This is a genomic window from Streptomyces odontotermitis, assembly GCF_050510915.1.
In the GTDB taxonomy this organism is placed as follows: domain Bacteria; phylum Actinomycetota; class Actinomycetes; order Streptomycetales; family Streptomycetaceae; genus Streptomyces.
The window spans coordinates 63,471-81,028 of sequence record NZ_JBNJLS010000010.1 but is presented as its reverse complement, the minus strand read 5'-3'; the positions used below and the strand labels follow the sequence as shown (position 1 = coordinate 81,028).

General features: G+C 73.3%; 15 protein-coding genes. 8 read left to right on the top strand and 7 right to left on the bottom strand.

The genetic code is table 11. The annotated features are described in order from the left end of the window. Positions 1 to 88: 88 nt before the first annotated feature. On the bottom strand, positions 89 to 655 hold the full coding sequence (locus ACQB60_RS26210; RefSeq protein ID WP_384829579.1) for a helix-turn-helix domain-containing protein: 567 nt from the start codon (positions 653 to 655) through the stop codon (positions 89 to 91). A gap of 80 nt (positions 656 to 735) precedes the next feature. Between ACQB60_RS26210 and ACQB60_RS26205 the strand changes: the two genes are divergently transcribed. Both ACQB60_RS26205 and ACQB60_RS26200 read left to right on the top strand, forming a co-directional pair. After that, positions 736 to 1,515: an AzlC family ABC transporter permease gene (locus ACQB60_RS26205; protein WP_496928581.1), complete on the top strand. Its 780-nt coding sequence runs from the start codon at positions 736 to 738 to the stop codon at positions 1,513 to 1,515. Next, positions 1,512 to 1,826: an AzlD domain-containing protein gene (locus ACQB60_RS26200; protein ID WP_496928580.1), complete on the top strand. Its 315-nt coding sequence runs from the start codon at positions 1,512 to 1,514 to the stop codon at positions 1,824 to 1,826. Before ACQB60_RS26205 ends, ACQB60_RS26200 begins: the two co-directional genes overlap by 4 nt. On the opposite strand, the gene ACQB60_RS26195 is transcribed toward ACQB60_RS26200, so the two are convergent. Further along, on the bottom strand, positions 1,792 to 3,567 hold the full coding sequence (locus ACQB60_RS26195; RefSeq protein WP_496928579.1) for an AMP-dependent synthetase/ligase: 1,776 nt from the start codon (positions 3,565 to 3,567) through the stop codon (positions 1,792 to 1,794). The genes ACQB60_RS26200 and ACQB60_RS26195 overlap by 35 nt on opposite strands. 109 nt (positions 3,568 to 3,676) lie before the next feature. Here ACQB60_RS26195 and ACQB60_RS26190 point away from each other — a divergent pair, with 109 nt between their 5' ends. The 3 genes from ACQB60_RS26190 (at position 3,677) to ACQB60_RS26180 (ending at position 6,900) form a co-directional block, all read left to right on the top strand. After that, positions 3,677 to 4,729, top strand: coding sequence for an AraC family transcriptional regulator (locus tag ACQB60_RS26190; RefSeq protein ID WP_496928578.1), 1,053 nt, complete (start codon positions 3,677 to 3,679; stop codon positions 4,727 to 4,729). Between the two features lie 68 nt (positions 4,730 to 4,797). Then, positions 4,798 to 6,009 (top strand): lipase family protein, encoded by a 1,212-nt coding sequence (locus ACQB60_RS26185; protein WP_496928577.1) that lies wholly within the window; start codon positions 4,798 to 4,800, stop codon positions 6,007 to 6,009. Between the two features lie 168 nt (positions 6,010 to 6,177). Beyond that, positions 6,178 to 6,900: a lysophospholipid acyltransferase family protein gene (locus ACQB60_RS26180; RefSeq protein ID WP_496928576.1), complete on the top strand. Its 723-nt coding sequence runs from the start codon at positions 6,178 to 6,180 to the stop codon at positions 6,898 to 6,900. A 16-nt stretch (positions 6,901 to 6,916) separates the two neighbouring features. Here ACQB60_RS26180 and ACQB60_RS26175 read toward each other — a convergent pair whose 3' ends face one another. Together ACQB60_RS26175 and ACQB60_RS26170 are read right to left on the bottom strand one after the other, a co-directional pair. Next, positions 6,917 to 8,515 carry an alpha/beta hydrolase gene (locus ACQB60_RS26175; RefSeq protein ID WP_496928575.1) on the bottom strand — a complete coding sequence of 533 codons (1,599 nt, stop codon included), beginning with the start codon at positions 8,513 to 8,515 and terminating at the stop codon, positions 6,917 to 6,919. A gap of 71 nt (positions 8,516 to 8,586) precedes the next feature. Continuing rightward, positions 8,587 to 10,047 carry an MFS transporter gene (locus ACQB60_RS26170; RefSeq protein ID WP_496928574.1) on the bottom strand — a complete coding sequence of 487 codons (1,461 nt, stop codon included), beginning with the start codon at positions 10,045 to 10,047 and terminating at the stop codon, positions 8,587 to 8,589. Positions 10,048 to 10,149: 102 nt separating this feature from the next. On the opposite strand from ACQB60_RS26170, the gene ACQB60_RS26165 reads away from it, so the two are divergent. Next, entirely contained in the window at positions 10,150 to 11,010 is an 861-nt protein-coding gene (locus tag ACQB60_RS26165; protein ID WP_496928573.1) for a helix-turn-helix transcriptional regulator, read from the top strand. On the opposite strand, the gene ACQB60_RS26160 is transcribed toward ACQB60_RS26165, so the two are convergent. Next, entirely contained in the window at positions 11,007 to 12,902 is a 1,896-nt protein-coding gene (locus tag ACQB60_RS26160) for an AMP-dependent synthetase/ligase (RefSeq protein ID WP_496928572.1), read from the bottom strand. The genes ACQB60_RS26165 and ACQB60_RS26160 overlap by 4 nt on opposite strands. Before the next feature lie 70 nt (positions 12,903 to 12,972). Beyond that, a complete protein-coding gene (locus ACQB60_RS26155) occupies positions 12,973 to 14,268 on the bottom strand; it encodes an acetyl-CoA C-acetyltransferase (RefSeq protein WP_496928571.1) in 1,296 nt (431 codons plus the stop codon). Between the two features lie 70 nt (positions 14,269 to 14,338). Here ACQB60_RS26155 and ACQB60_RS26150 point away from each other — a divergent pair, with 70 nt between their 5' ends. Together ACQB60_RS26150 and ACQB60_RS26145 are read left to right on the top strand one after the other, a co-directional pair. Further along, positions 14,339 to 15,751, top strand: a complete 1,413-nt coding sequence (locus tag ACQB60_RS26150) for a 3-oxoacyl-ACP reductase (RefSeq protein ID WP_496928570.1) — start codon at positions 14,339 to 14,341, stop codon at positions 15,749 to 15,751. 135 nt (positions 15,752 to 15,886) lie between these two features. Beyond that, complete coding sequence (locus ACQB60_RS26145) at positions 15,887 to 16,807, top strand: MaoC/PaaZ C-terminal domain-containing protein (RefSeq protein WP_496928569.1); 921 nt, start codon at positions 15,887 to 15,889, stop codon at positions 16,805 to 16,807. Here ACQB60_RS26145 and ACQB60_RS26140 read toward each other — a convergent pair. Beyond that, entirely contained in the window at positions 16,769 to 17,410 is a 642-nt protein-coding gene (locus tag ACQB60_RS26140) for a TetR/AcrR family transcriptional regulator (RefSeq protein WP_496928730.1), read from the bottom strand. The two genes, ACQB60_RS26145 and ACQB60_RS26140, sit on opposite strands and share 39 nt — an antisense overlap. Between the last annotated feature and the right edge of the window lie 148 nt (positions 17,411 to 17,558).

Below are 17,558 nucleotides of genomic sequence, written 5' to 3'. Positions count from 1 at the left end.
GGAGCCCTGCCCCTTCGCCCAGCGCGAGGGGAGCGGGGCTCCTGCCTTTTGCCACGACGTTGCCACGACGCACCGCGAGGCGCGCCGCCTACGAGGCGTGCTGCATCACCAGGACGAACGTCGTGCCCGGTTCCAGGGCCTCGTACGCGTGCGGGACGTCGCCCCGGTAGGCCATGTAGTCCCCCGGCCCCAGCTCCACCGACTCGTCCCGCGGGCCCGCCAGGACCCGGCCCGTGCTGACGATCAGGTGCTCCACCGTGCCCGGGTTGTGCGGGTCCGACTCGCGCGCGGAGCCCGGCTCCATCGCGCCGTGGTAGATGTCGCGGCGCACGCCCGAGGGGCTCGCGGAGAGCAACGTGCCCGCGTACGAGGCGCGTTCGGAGTGCATCGTCGGGCCCTCGCCCGCGCGGATCACCGTCACCGCGGGGGCCGGTGACTCCACCAGGACGCTGAAGGGGACGCCGAGGGCCACGGCGAGGGCCCAGACCGTCTCGATGCCGGGGTTGCCCGTCGCCGCCTCCAGCTGGGACAGCGTGGACTTGGCGATGCCTGCGCGCTTGGCCAGCTCCGAGAGGGAGAGTCCGGCCCTGGTCCGCTCCCGGCGCAGCGCCGAGGCGATCCACTCGCGCGGCAGCCGGGACTCTTCGGTCGTCATCTGCACACCTCTGCTGTTCGCTACGGAAGGACGATCGTTCGGCTTGACGAACGCCACTCGTTCCGCCCATCCTACGACGCATGCGTTCGTCACACCGAACAGAAGACCCAGTAAAGCGAACAGGCGGGGAGGGCGGGGACGACGGCGGGGGGTTCGTGCGGCTCGCTCAGCTGCCGCCCGGAGTGCTGCGCGACATCGCCCTGGTCTGGCTCGCCGACGCCGTCGTCGGCGTCTCCTTCGGCGCGATCGCCGTCGCGGGCGGGCTGCCGGTCTGGGTGCCGGTCACCATGTCGCTGCTCGTGTACGCGGGCTCCGCCCAGTTCAGCGCCGTCGGGATCCTGACCGCGGGCGGCGGGCCCGTCGCGGCCGCCGCGACCGGGCTGCTGCTCAACTCCCGTACGGCGGCGTTCAGTCTGGCGCTCGCCGACGACCTCGGGCGGTCCTGGGCCGCCCGGCTGATCGGCGCGCACCTCATCACGGACGAGACCGCGGCCTTCGTGCTCGCCCAGGAGGGGCGGCGCCGGCGCAGGGCCGCCTTCTGGATATCCGGGATCGGGCTCTTCGTGGCATGGAACGTGAGCGTGCTCGCAGGTGCGCTCGCCGGGTCCGTGCTCGGGGACACCGACCGGTTCGGCCTCGACGCGGCGTTCCCTGCGGTGCTGCTCGCGCTGGTGCTGCCCGCACTGCGCGGGGACAGCAGGGCGCGGCGGGCCGCGGCTGCCGGAGCGGTGATCGCCGTTGCCGCGGCTCCCGTCCTCCCGGCCGGGGTGCCGGTGCTGCTCGCCCTGGTCGGGCTGCTCGCCGCGCGGCGCGGGCCCGTCCGTCCCCGTCGCAGGCCCGTTTCGAAGAATGCCCGATGAACGCGTATCTCGCCTGTGTCCTCGCCCTCGCCGCCGGGACCTATGTCTTCCGGCTCGCCGGGCCGCTCCTGCACGGGCGCGTGGAACTGCCCGTCCGCGTGCAGGAGTTGCTGGCCGTCGGCGCCACCGTCCTGCTCGTCGCGCTGCTCGCCACCGGGGCGCTCACCGAGGGGCAGGGGTTCGCGGGGTGGGCGCGGCCCGCCGGGGTGCTGGTCGGCGGGGTGCTCGCCTGGCGGCGTGCGCCGTTCGCCCTGGTCGTGGTGGGCGCCGCGGGGGCTACCGCGCTGCTGCGTCTGGCGGGGGTGCCGTAGCCGTGGCGTAGAGCTCGTCCACGACCGGCCCGAAGCGTTCCGTGACCGCCCTGCGGCGGACCTTCAGGCTCGGGGTGAGCAGGCCGTCCTCCACCGTGAAGTCCTCGTCCAGGACGGCGAAGGCGCGGATGCGGGCCGGGTGGGAGACCGTCGCGTTGGCCGCGTCGACGGCCTCCTGGACGAGGGCGCGGACGCGCGGGTCGCGGCCGGGTGCACCGGACAGCTCGACGCCCTCACGCTGCGCCCACCCCCGTATCTCGTCCGCGTCCAGGGTGATGAGGGCGACGGGGTACGGACGCTGGTCGCCGATCATGACCGCGCGGGAGACGAACCGGGACTGCTGGACGGCGAGTTCGCTCAGCGACGGGGTGAGGTTCTTGCCGCCGGACGTGATGATCAGGTCCTTCTTGCGGCCCGTGATGGTGAGGTAGCCGTCCTCGTCGAGTGCGCCCAGGTCGCCGGTGTGCAGCCAGCCGTCGGAGTCGAGCGCGGCGGCGGTGGCGGCCGGGTCGCCGTGGTAGCCGGGGAAGACGTTCGCGCCCCGGGCGAGGACCTCGCCGTCCTCGGCGATGCGGACCTCGCAGCCCGCGACCGGGCGGCCGACCGTGCCGTAGCGGACGGCGCCCGGGTGGTTGAGGGTGATGACCCCGGCCGACTCCGTCATCCCGTAACCCTCGTAGACGTCGATCCCGCAGGCGCGCAGGAAGTCGATGGTCTGCGGGGCGATGGGCGCGCCGCCCGTGAGCGCCCAGCGCACCCGGCCGCCGAGCGCCTGCCGGACCAGGCCGTAGAGGGCCTGGTCGGCGGCCTCGTACGCCTCCTTGAGCTCCGCCGGGAGCGCGCCGTCCGCCGCCAGGACGCCGATGCGCACCGCCTCCTCGAACCGCTCGCGCCCGCCCTCCTGGGACTCCGCGAGCGACAGGACCATCGCGTGCACCTTCTCGAACAGGCGCGGCACGGACGGGAGATGGGTGGGCCGGGCCTCGGCCAGCTCGGCGACGACGTTCTCGATGCGGCCGCCGAAGTAGCAGATCGCGCCGCCGTGGATGAGGGTCGTCACCTCGATGAGCTGGGCGAGCAGGTGCGCGAGCGGGAGGTAGAGATAGGTGGCGTCGCCGGGGCGGCTGTCGATCAGCGGGAGGGTGCTCGCCTGGACGGCGCCGAGGTTGCCGTGGGTGAGGCGGCAGCCCTTGGGGAGGCCGGTGGTGCCGGAGGTGTAGATGATGGTGGCGAGGTCGTCGGGGGTGCGGGCGTGCGCGCGCGAGAGCAACTCGGCGGGGTCGGCTGTGGCGTCGGGGGACTCCGGCGTCATGAGGATCACGTGGCGCAGGGCCGGGAGGCGGTCCCGCAGTGCCTCCACCCGTGCCGCCTTCGCCTCGTCCTCGCAGACCGCGACCGTCGCCGCCGAGTCGCTGAGCACCCACTCCAGCTCCTCGTCGCCCGCCGTCGGGTAGACCGGCACGACCACGGCGCCCGCCGCGAACACCGCGAAGTGCGTGTACGTCCACTCGGGCCGGGTCTCGGCGAGGATCGCCACGCGGTCGTCCGGGCGGACGCCGAGGGCGAGCAGGCGGGCGCCCGCGGACCGCACCTGCGCGCGCAGCCCCTCGTACGAGATCTCCTGCCAGGTGGCGCCCCTCTTGAAGCGGAGCGCGGGCGCCTCGCCGTAGCGGTCGGCCGCCCACTCCGTGAGCACGGACAGGGTGCTTGGCTGGTCGGGCTGCTCAGGCTGCTGCTGCATGCGTACGACGCTAAGGAGCGGACACGGCGCGGCGGGATGACGGAAAACGTCACCGGAGCTGGCCTACGCGCTCATGACCGCGGGCGCCCGGCCCGCTACCGTCGTGTTCATGGCGAGGCGGACGATCACCGTGCATCATGTGCGGGCCGTGCTGCGCGGGGCCGAGCGGCACGGCGTCGACACCGTGCCGCTGCTCCAGGCCGCACAGATACCGCCGCTGCTGCTCGGCGACGACCGGGCCCGCGTCACCCCGTACCAGTTCGCCCGGCTCTTCCGGGAGTTGTACCGGGTCACGGGCGACGAGTTCCTGGGGCTCGGCTCGGCGGTGAGCAGGCCGGGGACGTTCGCGATGATGTGCCACGCCGCGCTCGGCTGCCGGGACCTGGGGGCGGCGGTGCGGCGCGGGGTCACCTTCTACGGGCTCTTTCCCGGCGGGCCCGACCTGGCCCTGGAGCGGGACGGGGACGCGGCCGTCCTCGTCGTACGGGGCGACCTCGATCAGGACTACTTCCTCGCCGAGTGCCTGCTCATGATCTGGCACCGGCTGTGCAGCTGGCTGATCGGGCGCCGGATCCCGCTGCACCGGGCGGAGTTCGGGCATCCGCCGCCCCCGCACAAGGACGAGTACGAGCTGCTCTTCGGCTGCCCCGTGCGGTTCGGCGCCGCGCGCACGGAGGCGGCCTTCGACGCGCACTGGCTGGACGCGCCGCTGGTCCGGGACGAGTCCGAGCTGCGCGAGATGCTGCGCCGGGCCCCCTTCGAGCTCCTGTCGCGGCGCGAGTACGGCACGACGGTCGCCGAGCAGGTGCGCCGCGCCCTCGTCCAGTCGCTGCGGGACTCGCCCCGGCTGCCCTCGCTCGGGGACGTGGCCGGGCGGCTCGCGGTGAGCCCGGCGACGCTGCGCCGCCGGCTCGCCCAGGAGTCCACGTCGTACCAGCAGTTGAAGGACGCGGTGCGCAGGGACGCGGCGATCGCGGGGCTCGCCGAGGGGCGGGAGCCGATCGCGGACCTGGCGGCGCGGCTCGGGTTCTCCGAGGACACGGCCTTCCACCGGGCGTTCCGGCGCTGGACGGGGACGACGCCGGGGGCGTACCGACAGGTGAACACGGTCCTGGGCCCCGGCGGCGGGGTCAACGAAGCTGAGCGTTCCGGTCAGCGCTGATCTTACTCACCGGTCACTACGGTCGACGGGCGAACTACCGAGCCGCAGTGCACAGTTGGGAGAGCCGCATGCACGGACGCAAGGGACGCAACGTACGCACCAGCTTCAGAGCGCTGGCCGTCGTGGCCGCGCTCGGCCTCTCGGCCGCGACCCCCGCGCTCGCGCGGTCCGCCGGAGAACCCGCGACCGCCGGAGACTCCGCGGCCGCCGACGCCCCCGGCGACATCGTGAGCTCAGAGCCGAGCAGCTTCCACCCCCTGCCGGGGCAGCCCACCAACACCAAGGCGTGGAAGATCAACTACCGGTCGACCACGGCGAAGGGCGAGCCGAACACGGTCTCCGGCACGGTCATCGTGCCGCAGGACGGCAAGAAGGGACCGCGCCCGCTCATCACGTACGCCGTCGGGACGGTCGGCGTGGGCGACCGCTGCGCGCCCAGCGCGGGCTTCCCGAAGGGCACCACCATGGAGGCCAACCTCATCCAGCAACTCACCCTGCGCGGCTGGGCGGTGGCCGTCACCGACTACGAGGGACTCGGCACCCCCGGCGACCACACCTACACGGTGGGCCGCGCCGAGGGCCAGGCCATGCTGGACGCCGCGCGCGCCGCGATCCGGCTGCCCGAGGCGGGTCAGGCGGGTCTCTCCAAGGACTCGCCGGTCGGCATCATGGGCTACTCGCAGGGCGGCCAGGCGTCCTCGTGGGCGGCCGAGCTGCACGGCTCGTACGCGCCGGACCTGAACGTGAAGGGCACGGCGACCGGCGGCGTCCCCGGCGACCTGATGAAGGTCGCGAAGTTCAACGACGGCTCGTACGGGTCCGGGCTCGTCTTCATGGCGGCGATCGGCCAGAACGCGGCGTTCCCGGAGCTGAGGCTCGACTCGTACCTGAACGCGCGCGGCAAGGACCTGATCGGCAAGCTCAAGGAGAGCTGTGTGATCGACGGTTCGATCGGCGGCTCGTTCACGAAGATCGCCGACGTGACGACCAAGAACCCCCTCGAACAGCCCGACTGGCAGCAGCGGCTCAGCGAGTCGCAGGTCGGCACGCGCGCCCCGGACGCGCCCGTGTACCAGTACCACGTGATCACCGATGAGCTGATCCCGTACGGGGTGGGCAAGCAGGTCCGTGACGACTGGTGCGCGAAGGGCGCGAACGTCGAGTGGCACACGATCCCGGTCGGCGAGCACGTCAGCGGCGTCATCACACAGTCGCCGCTGGCCGCGAACTGGCTGGCGGAGCGGTTCGCGGGGAAGTCGGCACACGGTAACTGTCAGTAGCCATACGGCTGTTGCGGGTCCGGCGCCATGAGGTGGCGCCGGGCCCGCTCTCTTGGTGCGATGTGTGCGGCCATGGCCGAATAGGCGTTCTCCCTCCCGTCCCCACCGACCGCTAGCGTGCTCCGGCGCGGGGGCACTCCAAGCGGTTGAAGAGAGGGCTCATCAGGCATGTTCTATTGCTTGTTCAAGTGGTTGGTACTGGTGCCGCTGCTGCGCTGGGTGCTCCGCCCGCGCGTCGAGGGGCGCGGCCGGGTGCCGGGGCGGGGCCCGGTGATCGTCGCGGGGAACCACCAGTCCTTCGCCGACCAGTTCCTCCTGGGCGTGACGCTCCGTCGCCGGATCAACTTCCTCGCGAAACAGGAGTACTTCACCGGACCGGGGCTGCGGGGGCGGCTCACCGCCGCCTTCTTCCGGGGCATCAGGGCGATCCCGGTGGACCGCTCCGGGGGCGGCGCGGGCCGGGCCGGGTTCGCGGCGGGGCTCGGGGTCCTCGCCCGGGGCGAGCTGCTCGGCATCTTCCCGGAGGGCACGCGCTCGCACGACGGCCGCCTCTACAAGGGCCGGGTCGGAGTCGCCGCGCTGGCGCTCCGCACGGGCGCGCCGGTCGTCCCGTGCGCCCTGATCGGCACGTTCGAGGCGCTGCCCCGGGGGCGCAGAGTGCCGCGCCGCGTGCCGGTCACGGTGCGGTTCGGGCGCCCGCTCGACTTCTCCCGGTACGCGGACGGCCTCGACGGCCGGGAGCCGGACCAGGCCGTGCTGCGGGCGGTCACGGACGACATCATGGACGCCGTACGGGAGTTGTCCGGTCAGGACTACGTGGACACGTACGCGACCGAGGCGAAGAAGGCGGAGAAGGCGGGTACAGAGACCGAGCCGGTCGCGACGGCATGACGCGTGACGGCGTGACTCACTCCGCCGCGCACGAGCTCCCGTTCGCGGGCATCTCCCCGTACAGCAGATACGAGTTCACCTTTTCCCGTACGCACTTGGAGCCCAGGTAGCCGGTGTGGCCGTCGCCCTTGTTGTCCAGGAGCACGGCCTGGGAGCCGAGGCGCTTCGCGGTCTCCTCCGCCCAGCGGTAGGGGGTCGCGGGGTCGCCCCGGGTGCCCACCAGGAGGAAGCGGTGCGGGGTGTCGACGTCGCGGACGTCCTCGCGGATGTAGTCCGTGCCCGCGGGCCTGCCGTAGCAGAGCAGGACCGGGATCAGCATGGACCGGCCGAAGACGGGCGAGGTCTGCTCGAACTCCTCGGTGAGGCGCGGGATTTCGCGTTCGAGGCGGGCGGCGGCCGGGCGGTCGGGGTCGTCGGCGCAGTTCACGGCCATCAGGGCGGCGGTCATGTTGTCGGCGGGGATCTTGTCGGGCGAGACGGTGGGGCGAGCAGAGCTCGTGGGGGACGTCGCCTGTTGGGCCAGGGCGCCGCCCATGCGGATCAGGGCCCTCGGGTCGCCGTCCGCCATCAGGCCGCCGAGTGCCTGGGAGAGCGCGGGCCACGCCTGCCGGCTGTAGAGGGCCTGGCCGAGCACGCTCACCAGGTCCTGGCCGGTGAACTGCTCGCCGTCCAGGGACTGCAGCGGCGTCTCGTCCATGTCCTTGACCAGCTTGGTCATGGCGGTGCGGGCGGTGCGGGCGTTCGTGCCGAAGACGCAGCCCGCGTTGCCGGTGCACCAGGTGAGGAAGTTGTCGAGGGCCGTCTGCCGCCCCTCGGCGCCCACCCGGGCCTGCTCGGCCACGTCCTCGGTGAGCGTGTCCACGCCGTCGAGGACCACCCGGCCGACCTTCTTGGGGAACTGCGCGGCGTACACGGCGCCGAGCCGCGTCCCGTACGAGAAACCCAGGTAGTTGAGCTTCTTGTCGCCGAGCGCCTGGCGCATCACGTCCATGTCGCGGGAGACGTTGACCGTGCCGACGTACGGCAGGACCGGGCCGGAGTCCTTGGCGCACTGGGCGGCGGCCTTGCGCAGGTCGGCGAGGATGCCGGCGGGGTCGTTCCCGGCCTGCTCGCCGGCGTCGGCCGTGCCCGGGTCCGTGGCGTCGATGTCCGAGGCGGCGTCGCCGCAGCTCACGGGCGCGCTGAGGCCGACGCCACGCGGGTCGAAGGAGACGACGTCGTAGTCCTTGCCGAGGTAGGAGAACTCCTTCTGCGCGCCCAGCAGGGCGGAGACTCCCGCGCCGCCGGGACCGCCGAAGTTGAGCAGGAGGGAGCCGCGGGGCTTGCCGTGCGCGCTCGACTTGATGCGGATCATCGCGAGGTCGACGGTGTCGCCCGCGGGTTCGGCGTAGTCGAGGGGGACGGTGGCCTTGCCGCACTGCACGCCGTCACGTCGGCTCTTGGGCAGCCCCTCGGCCTGCTCGCAGGTGCCCCACTTGATCTTCTGCGTGTAGTAGCGCGAGAGATCGGGTCCCGTGGACGGTGCGGGCGTCGCGGACGGTGCGGCCTGGGCGGCCACCGGGAGCCCGGCCAGGGCCAGCGCGGCGACGACGGCGAGCACGGTGGGTCTACGCATCGGCAACCTCCAAGGGAGTGCCCTCTGGGTCACCCTACGGGCGCTCCCACCGCCTCGCCCGTTCAGCGGGGTCACTGTGCGTGACGGGAGCGGGGCAGCAGCCAGGCGGCGAGTGCGGCCGTCGCGCACAGGGCCAGGCCCACGATCAGCAGGCTCTCGTGCATCCCGGCGAGGGAGAATCCGGTGCCGGATCCCGTACCGGACCCCGTGCCGGATCCGGTGCCACCGTCCGCCGCGAGCAGCGAGCCGAAGAAGGCCACGGCGAGCGCGCCACCGGTCTGCCGCAGGGCGTTGAGCAGGCCGGACGCCGTGCCCGCCCGGTGCCCCGGCACGCTGTCCAGGAGCTGCGCGGTGAGCGCCGGGACCGCGAGGGCGCCGCCGATGCCGGTGGGGATCAGCAGGACGAGGACGAGCCAGACCGGGGTGGCGGCCGTCAGCGGGAGCAGCACGAACATCGCGAGGGCGAGGATCGCCTGGCCCGCCACGACGACCGGGCGGCGCCCGAAGCGCTGGGCGAGGCGCGGCGAGACGAGATTCGTGGAGGTGATGATGGCGGCGAGCGGCACGAACATCAGCCCCGCGGCCGTCCCCGACATCCCGCGCAGCTCCTGCAGATAGAGCCCGAGCAGGAAGATCAGCCCGTAGAAGCCCGCGTTGATGGCGAAGCCCGCCGCGAGCGAGACGCTGACCTCGCGGTTGCGCAGCATGCTCAGCGGAACCATGGGCGCGTGGTGGCGCTTCTCGACGGCGTAGAAGCCGAACCCGGCGGCGACGGCAACGGCGAGGGCCAGCAGTACGGGTCCCTGGGTCCACCCCGAGTGCCCGCCCTCGATCACTCCGTACGCCAGTCCGGCGAGCGCGGCGACGGCGGTGACCTGACCGGCGAGGTCGAGCGGGGCGGCCCGGCGCGGGGAGCGCGCGGTGCGGGTGAGGAGGGCGAGGATGACGGCGCCGACGGGCAGGTTGAGCAGGAACACGGCGCGCCAGGAGGCGACTTCGGTGAGCACCCCGCCGAGCACCGGCCCGGCGGCCATGGCGACGGAGCCGCCCACGGTCCACAGGGCGACGGCGCGGGCCCGGCGCCCCGGCTCCTCGTACGCCTGCCGGATCAGCGCGAGCGAGGCGGGCATCACGACGGCGGCGGCCCCGCCCTGTGCGACCCGGGCCGCGATGAGCGAGCCGATGCCGGGGGCGAGGGCGCAGGCGAGCGAGGCCGCCGTGAAGAGACCGATGCCCCACGCGTACGCCCGGCGCGCCCCCGCCCGGTCGGCGAGCGCGCCGGCGGAGAGCATCAGGGCGGCGAACATCAGCGTGTACGCGTCGACGACCCACTGGAGGCCCGCCATGCCCCCGTCGAGGGACGAACGGATCGCGGGCAGCGCGATGTTGACGGCGGAGACGTCGATGCTGATGACGGTGAAGCCGAGGAGGGCGGCGAGGAGGGCGTAGGGGCGGCGGGGCGCACCCTGCACCGGGGCGGGTGCCGGGCCGGTCCGCCGGGAAGGCCGTACGGCCGTGATCGATGAGGACATGGCCCCTACTTTCAGCGCGCTGCGGCCGCGGTGGCAGGCCGCTGTGTTCCTGGCCCTGACAGGGCCCCCCACCGCCGGGGCCCGGCTGGGAGAATCGAGTCCATGAGCGAAGGCACGGAGCTGGGCCGGTACCTGAGGGCGCGGCGCGCCCGCGTGACTCCCGAAGAGGTGGGCCTGCCCGCCGGGGCGGGGCTGCGCCGCACGCCCGGCCTGCGCCGCGAGGAGCTGGCGATCCTCGCGGGGGTGAGCGTCGACTACTACACACGCCTGGAGCGGGGCCGCGAGACCAACCCCTCCACCGCCGTGATCGACGCCCTCAGCCGCGCCCTGCGCCTGTCCGGGGACAGCCACGAGCGCCTGCACGACCTGGCCGAGCTGGCCTCGGGCCGGTTCACGGAGCCCCGCCCGACCGACGACCACACGGTGCGCGAGTCGGTCCTGCAGATGCTGGAGGCGCTGCGTCCGCTGCCCGCGTACGTGGTGAACGCGCACAGCTACCTGCTGGCCGCGAACCCGGCGGGCCGCCGCCTGCTGCCCGGCGTCTGGGACTGGCCCCCGGAGAAGCGCAACGTCGTCCGCTACCTGTTCCTGCACCCGGTGGGCCGCGTCCTGTACGACCCGTGGGAGGAGACCGTCGCCAAGTCGGTGGCGCATCTGCGGGCGGTCGGCGGCACCGACCTGGACTCCCCCGAGCTGACCTCTCTCGTCGGTGAACTCCTCCTCAAGTCACCGGAGTTCGCCAGCATCTGGGACCAGTACGACGTGTGCGAGCGCGGCGGCGGCGTCAAGTGCTTCCAGCACCCGAAGGTCGGCGAGATGACCCTCACGTACGAGGTGATGAAGCTGGCCCGCACCGCCGGACAGCGCCTGGTGGTCTACCAGGCACCGACCGGCGGCGCGGACGAGGAGGCGATGCTGAAGCTGGACGGCGCGGCCGGATCGCGTACGGACCGTGGGAACTAGTCGGCGTACAACTCCTCGATGACCTCGGCGAAGTCCCGCTCGATGGCGGCCCGCTTGACCTTCAGCGAGGGCGTGAGGTGCCCGCTGTCCTCCGTGAAGTCGTGCGGCAGCACCACGAAGCGGCGGATCGACTCGGCGCGCGAGACGAGCTTGTTGGCGTCGTCGACGGCCCGCTGCAGGGTGGCGAGCAACTCCGCGTCCGTCACCAGCTGTTCGACCGGCACGTCCTGCTTCTTCTTCATCTGCCGCCAGTGCGCGATCCCGTCCTCTTCGAGGGTGACCAGGGCGGTGATGTACGGGCGGTCGTCCCCGACGACCATGCACTGGCCGATCAGCGGGTGGGCGCGCAGCCAGTCCTCCAGGGGCGCGGGCGCGACGTTCTTGCCGCCGGTCGTGATCAGGATGTCCTTCTTGCGCCCGGTGATGGCGAGGTACCCGTCCTCGTCCAGGGCCCCGATGTCCCCGGTGGCGAACCACGCACCGGCCGCGGGCCCGCCCGCGACCCGCCCGGCCTGCCCGTCCCAGTACCCGCTGAAGACCTGCCCGCCGCCGAGCAGCACCTCACCGTCGTCGGCGATCCGCACCCGCGTACCGGGCAGGGGCCAGCCCACCGTCCCCATCCGGGGCTTGAGGGGCGGCGTGACGGTCGCGGCCGCGGTGGTCTCGGTGAGCCCGTACCCCTCGAAGATCTCGATGCCCGCGCCCGCGTAGAAGGCGGCGAGCCGCCGCCCGAGCGGGGAGCCCCCGCAGATCGCGTACCGCACCTTGCCGCCGAGGGCCGCGCGGATGCGCCGGTAGACGAGCGGATCGTAGAGCGCGCGGGCGAGCCGCAGCCCCACCCCGGGCCCCGGCCCGCTCCCGTGCTGCGCGGCCTCCACCGCCTCCCCGTACTTCCGGGCGATGCGCGCGGCACGGTCGAACGACGAGGCGCGCCGCATCCGTTCGGCCGTCGCCCGCCCCGTGTTGAAGACCTTCTCCAGTACGTACGGGATGGCGAGCAGGAACGTCGGCCGGAACCCGGCGAGGTCGCCGAGCAGGTCCTCGGTCCTGATCGACGGCGCGTGCCCGAGCCGCACCCGCGCGCGCAGACAGCCGATGGCGACCATGCGCCCGAAGACGTGCGAGAGGGGCAGGAAGAGCAGCGTGGAGGCGGGCTCCTTGCTGACGGACTTGAAGACGGGGTGGAGCAGCTCGATGGCGTTGTCGACCTCGGCGAAGAAGTTCCCGTGGGTGAGCACGCACCCCTTCGGCCGCCCCGTGGTCCCGGACGTGTAGATGAAGGTGGCGATGGTGTCGGGCCCCAACTCCCCTCTCCGCGCGGCGACTTCCTCGTCACTGACGCCCCGCTCCCGCCCGAGCTCGGCGAGCCTCCGCACGTCCCCCTTCTCGAAGGTCCACAGCAGCGCCAGGTCCGGGATCCGGTCCCGCTCCGGCCCGAGCGCGGACGCCTGCTCGGCGGTCTCGACGGCGAGGGCGACGGCGCCGGAGTCCTGCAGGATCCAACGGGTCTGGAAGGCCGAAGAGGTCGGGTACACGGGCACGGTCACCAGCCCCGCGGCCCAGGCGGCGAAGTCGAGCAGCGTCCACTCGTACGTGGTCCGCGCCATGATGGCGAGCCGGTCCCCGGGCCTGAGCCCCTCGGCGACCAGCCCCTTGGCGACGGCGAGCACTTCCCCGGCGAACTCCCCGGCACTGACGTCGGCCCACCGCCCACTGACGGGGTCCTTCCGGCTGAGGACGGCGTCGTGGGGGGCTTCGCGGGCGTTGTCGAAGGGGATGTCGGCGAGGGAGCCGCGTCGTGCGGGCGGCACGATCGGCAGCACGGAGGCTTCACGGACGGTGCCGTGTTCCAGCTTCAGCTCCGGCGGGACGAGGGGCGGTGGGGCAGACATGGGCAGCAGCTCCGGGGGCGGCGGGGGGAAGGGAGGTCGGTCGTCACCGTTGTGGGCAGGCGTTCCGCCACTACGGGCGCTCGAGAACGGCGGTCACCCCGAGGCCACCCGCAGCACAGATGGAAATCAGCCCCCGCCCCGAACGGCCCCGCTCAGCAAGCAACTTGGCCAGCGTGGCGACAATGCGGGCCCCCGTCGCGGCAAAGGGATGCCCCGTGGCAAGAGAGGACCCGGCGACATTGAGCCGGGAGGGGTCGACGGGCCCGAGCCCCGCCTTCTCCCAGGCGGCCAGCGTCGCAAGCACCTGCGAGGCGAAAGCCTCATGCACCTCGACGAAGTCGAAGTCCTCGATCCCGAGCCCCACCCGCTCCAGCATCCTCGGCACCGCGTACCCCGGCGCCATCAACAGCCCGTCCTCACCCCCCGCGACGTCCCCGCCCACAAAGTCGACGGCGGCCGTCTCGTACGCGGTCAGATAGGCCAGCGGCTCGAGCCCCCGCTCCCCCGCCCACTCCTCGCCAGCGAGAAGAACGGTCGCCGCCCCGTCCGTCAGCGGCGTCGAGTTCCCGGCCGTCATGGTCGCCCCGCCCGGCCCGGGGTCCTTCACCCCGAACACCGGCTTCAGCGCGGCCAGCTTCTCCGCGGTCGAGCCCGGCCGCAGGTTCTGGTCCCGCGCGACCCCGCGGAACGGCACGACGAGGTCGGTCATGAACCCCCGCTCGTACGCGGCGGCGAGCCGCTGGTGGCTGCGCGCGGCCAGCTCGTCCTGCGCCTCCCGGCTCACCCCCCACGCACGCGCGGTGACCGCGGCGTGCTCGCCCATCGAGAGCCCGGTGCGGGGCTCGGCGTTGCGCGGGATGTCGGGGACGAGATGTCCGGGACGTATCCGGGCAAGTGCCTTGAGCCGGGCGCCCGTCGAGCGGGCGCGGCGGGCGGCGAGCAGGATCTTGCGGAGGTCGTCGTTGACGCCGAGGGGCGCGTCGCTCGCGGTGTCGGAGCCGCCCGCGACCGCCGATTCGACCTGCCCCAGCATGATCTTGTTGGCGGCGGAGATGACGGCCTGGAGGCCGGTCCCGCACGCCTGCTGGATGTCGTACGCGGGGGTGCGCGCGTCGAGCTGCGAGCCGAGGACGGTCTCGCGGGCGAGGTTGAAGTCCCGGCTGTGCTTGAGCACGGCACCGGCCACGAACTCGCCGACGGCGCCCGGCTCCTGGAGCCCGTACCGGCTGACGAGCCCGTCGAGCGCGGCGGTCAGCATCTCCTGGTTCGACGCGGTCGCGTACGGACCGTCCGAGCGCGCGAACGGAATGCGGCTCCCGCCGACGACCGCGACCCTGCGGGTGGTGGGAAGTTTCGTCTCTGCCATCTCGACCGGCTCCTGACCCTTGAGTAACCTTACTCAGAAGTAAATTTACGACCGAGCAGGGAGTTGGACAATGGCCGACCGCTATCTGAACTTCACCGGTACCGGCCCCGGCCGGTTCCTGACCCGGCGCCTGGGTCTCCCGCAGCCGTCCGCGCTGCGTCGCTGGTCGGTCGAACGCCCCTCCCTGGAAGGGCCGTTGCTGCATCTCACCGTGGGCAAGGGGCTGCCGGGACTGGACGAGGTCCTGGTCCGCACCGGACTCACGCCGGGCGCCGAGCATCCCGCGGCGGTCGTGCTCGACGCGACCGGGGTCGACGGCGTCGCGGGCCTCGCCGAGGTGCACGCGGCCCTGCACCCCGTGGTGCGCTCGGTGGCGGAGTCCGGGCGCGTGGTCGTTCTCGGGGCACCCCTTTCGGCACAGGACCACCATCAGGCGGCGGCCCAGCAGGCGCTGGAGGGCTTCGTGCGCTCGCTCGGCAAGGAGCTCGGCCGGGGCCGCACGGCCACGCTGGTCCGGATCGCGGACGGGGGCGGGGCCGGGGGCGGAGGCGGGGACAAGGCCGGGGACAAGGCCGGGAGCGGGGCCGGGGCGGCGGCCGCCGAGTCGACGCTGCGCTTCCTCCTCTCCCCCAAGTCCGCGTACGTGAGCGGACAGGTCATCGAGGTGGGCGCGGCAGCGGAGGCCGAGGCCCCGGACGACGTGGCCCCGGACGACGTGGTCCCGGGCGACGCGGCCCCGGACGCCGATCCCCGTCCTCTGTCCGGCCGGACCGCGCTCGTCACCGGGGCGGCGCGCGGCATCGGCGAGGCCGTCGCGGAGGTCCTCGCCCGGGACGGGGCGCATGTCGTCGTGCTCGACATCCCCTCCGCACAGGGCGACTTGGTACGGGTCGCGGACCGGCTCGGCGGCACCGCGCTCCCCCTCGACATCACCGCCGACGACGCGGGCGAGCGGATCGCGGCGGCGCTCCCCGACGGGCTGGACGTCCTCGTCCACAACGCGGGCATCACCCGGGACCGCAAGCTCGCCAACATGGGCGCGGACCGGTGGAGTTCCGTCCTCGACGTCAACCTGGCGAGCGTGCTGCGGACGACGGACGCGCTGCTGGCGTCGGGGACGCTGCGGCGGGGCGGGCGGATCGTGGCGACGGCGTCGATCGCGGGCATCGCGGGGAACGCCGGCCAGACCAACTACGCCGCCAGCAAGGCGGGGATCATCGGACTCGTCCGCTCACTCGCACCGCGCGCGGCCGCGGAGCACGGTGTGACGGTCAACGCGGTCGCCCCCGGCTTCATCGAGACGAAGATGACGGCGGCGGTCCCTCTCTTCATACGGGAAGCGGGGCGCCGCATGAACTCCCTTGCGCAGGGCGGACTTCCGGTGGACGTCGCGGAGACGACGGCGTGGCTGGCCCACCCCGGGTCGGGCGGCGTGAACGGGCAAGTGGTCCGGGTGTGCGGGCAGTCGCTCCTGGGTGCGTGAGCCTTTGGGCCGTGTCCGTCTTGCCCCTACTCGGGGCCGGACTCCCCCGCCGCTCCGCGGCGGTCTCCCACCCTCCCCAAGCTCTCAAGGAGCAGGGGCCCCCTTCCCGTATCCCTCTCACGCGAGGTCAGACCCATGCCCGGCACCGTCTCCCTCACCACCCCACCCTCTCTCCCACCCCTCCTCCTCCGCGGCGCCCTCCTCTCCCCCCTCAAACGCCCCCGCCCCGACGCCCAAGTCCCGCACACCCGGCTGACGTTGAAGGGCACCCGGATCCGCGACAAGGACCTCACCTCGTACGAACGCGTCTGCGGCTTCCCCACCGACCGCGCCCCCGGGCAGGACGAGCTGCCCGTCACCTACCCCCACGTCCTCGGCTTCCCCCTCACCATGCGCCTCATGGCGGCCCGGGACTTCCCGCTCCCCCTCCTCGGCCTCGTGCACACCTCCATCGAGATCAGCCGGCACCGCCCCCTCCTCCGCACCGACGAGCTCGAACTCACCGCGTACGCCGAGCCGCTGCGCCCGCACCGGCGCGGCACCGAGGCCACACTCGTCACGGAGGTACGCGTCGACGGCGACCTGACCTGGGAGTCCCGCTCCACGTACCTGGCCCGGCACAAGACATCAGGCCCGGCACGGGAACCCGTACCGGCACAGGACCCCGTGAAGGAAGCGACGCCCGCAAAGGAAGCGGTCCCCGCCCGCGCCGAGTGGCCCCTCCCGGCCGACCTCGGCCGCCGCTACGCCACCGCCTCCGGGGACCACAACCCCATCCACCTGCACCCGCTGACCGCCCGCCTCTTCGGCTTCCCGCGCGCCATCGCCCACGGCATGTGGACGGTCGCCCGCTGTCTGGCCGAGTACGGGACGTCGGGCCCGGAACCGGTGCGCGTACGCGCCGAGTTCAAGGCACCCGTGCTGCTGCCGACCACGGTGACGTACGCGTCCGAGGGGTCCGCCTTCGAGCTCAGGGGCGGCAAAGAAGGCGAACGGATTCACGTACGAGGTGAAGTCCTACCCCTCGACGGCCGCCGCCCCGGCGGCGACCGGTGACCACCGCCGCCCCTCCATCAAGTTCCCCAGGCCCGCCCAGGCGAAGTTCATGAGCGTCGCCGCGGCCTCTTTCGCCGACACCGAGGGGTCCGTGTTGGCCCACCCGGCGAGGGACTCCGCGGCGCCGACGAGGGCCTGGGCGAGACCGGCGACCTCCCGCTCCCCGAGCGAGGGGTCGCCGTGCGCCTCCCGGGCCGCCGCCGCGATCAGCGAGGTCACGAACGCCACGATCTCCTCGCGCATCACGGCGACCTCGGCGGCGAACGGCTCGCCGTGCGTGCGCGCCTGGCTGTGCAGCACCGCCCAGGCGTCGGGGTGCTCGGCGGTGTGCGCGAAGAAGGCGGTGAGCCCGCCCCACAGCTGCCGGTCGGCGGAGCCGTCGCCCGTCACCCCGGCGCGCACGGCGGCCACGAGCGCCGCGGCCTCCCGCCGGATGCAGGCGGTGAAGAGGTCTTCCTTCGAGTTCAGATACAGATAGACCAACGGCTTGGAGACGCCCGCGAGTTCGGCGATCTCGTCCATGGACGCGGCCCGGTAGCCGCGCTGCCCGAAGGTCGTCACGGCGGCGTCGAGCATCTGCCGCTCCCGCACGGCCCGCGGCATCCGCTTCTGCCGCACCACCTGCTCCCGAGCCACCCCGACCGCCCCCTTGCTCCTGTACGTCCCGGCCTGTACGTCCCCGGTCAGAGCCAAGCGTACGGTCACCCCGCACCGCCCCGGACACGCCTGCGCCCCGCACCGGAAGTCCGGT

What these genes read in the sequence shown, in the direction of transcription:
- ACQB60_RS26175 (WP_496928575.1), bottom strand. Translation starts at nt 8,515, where the DNA reads ATGCGTAGACCCACCGTGCTCGCCGTCGTCGCCGCGCTGGCCCTGGCC.
- ACQB60_RS26160 (WP_496928572.1), bottom strand. Translation starts at nt 12,902, where the DNA reads ATGTCTGCCCCACCGCCCCTCGTCCCGCCGGAGCTGAAGCTGGAACAC.
- ACQB60_RS26210 (WP_384829579.1), bottom strand. Translation starts at nt 655, where the DNA reads ATGACGACCGAAGAGTCCCGGCTGCCGCGCGAGTGGATCGCCTCGGCG.
- ACQB60_RS26180 (WP_496928576.1), top strand. Translation starts at nt 6,178, where the DNA reads ATGTTCTATTGCTTGTTCAAGTGGTTGGTACTGGTGCCGCTGCTGCGC.
- ACQB60_RS26200 (WP_496928580.1), top strand. Translation starts at nt 1,512, where the DNA reads ATGAACGCGTATCTCGCCTGTGTCCTCGCCCTCGCCGCCGGGACCTAT.
- ACQB60_RS26205 (WP_496928581.1), top strand. Translation starts at nt 736, where the DNA reads ATGCGTTCGTCACACCGAACAGAAGACCCAGTAAAGCGAACAGGCGGG.
- ACQB60_RS26140 (WP_496928730.1), bottom strand. Translation starts at nt 17,410, where the DNA reads ATGCCGCGGGCCGTGCGGGAGCGGCAGATGCTCGACGCCGCCGTGACG.
- ACQB60_RS26155 (WP_496928571.1), bottom strand. Translation starts at nt 14,268, where the DNA reads ATGGCAGAGACGAAACTTCCCACCACCCGCAGGGTCGCGGTCGTCGGC.
- ACQB60_RS26195 (WP_496928579.1), bottom strand. Translation starts at nt 3,567, where the DNA reads ATGCAGCAGCAGCCTGAGCAGCCCGACCAGCCAAGCACCCTGTCCGTG.
- ACQB60_RS26185 (WP_496928577.1), top strand. Translation starts at nt 4,798, where the DNA reads ATGCACGGACGCAAGGGACGCAACGTACGCACCAGCTTCAGAGCGCTG.
- ACQB60_RS26170 (WP_496928574.1), bottom strand. Translation starts at nt 10,047, where the DNA reads ATGTCCTCATCGATCACGGCCGTACGGCCTTCCCGGCGGACCGGCCCG.
- ACQB60_RS26145 (WP_496928569.1), top strand. Translation starts at nt 15,887, where the DNA reads ATGCCCGGCACCGTCTCCCTCACCACCCCACCCTCTCTCCCACCCCTC.
- ACQB60_RS26165 (WP_496928573.1), top strand. Translation starts at nt 10,150, where the DNA reads ATGAGCGAAGGCACGGAGCTGGGCCGGTACCTGAGGGCGCGGCGCGCC.
- ACQB60_RS26190 (WP_496928578.1), top strand. Translation starts at nt 3,677, where the DNA reads ATGGCGAGGCGGACGATCACCGTGCATCATGTGCGGGCCGTGCTGCGC.
- ACQB60_RS26150 (WP_496928570.1), top strand. Translation starts at nt 14,339, where the DNA reads ATGGCCGACCGCTATCTGAACTTCACCGGTACCGGCCCCGGCCGGTTC.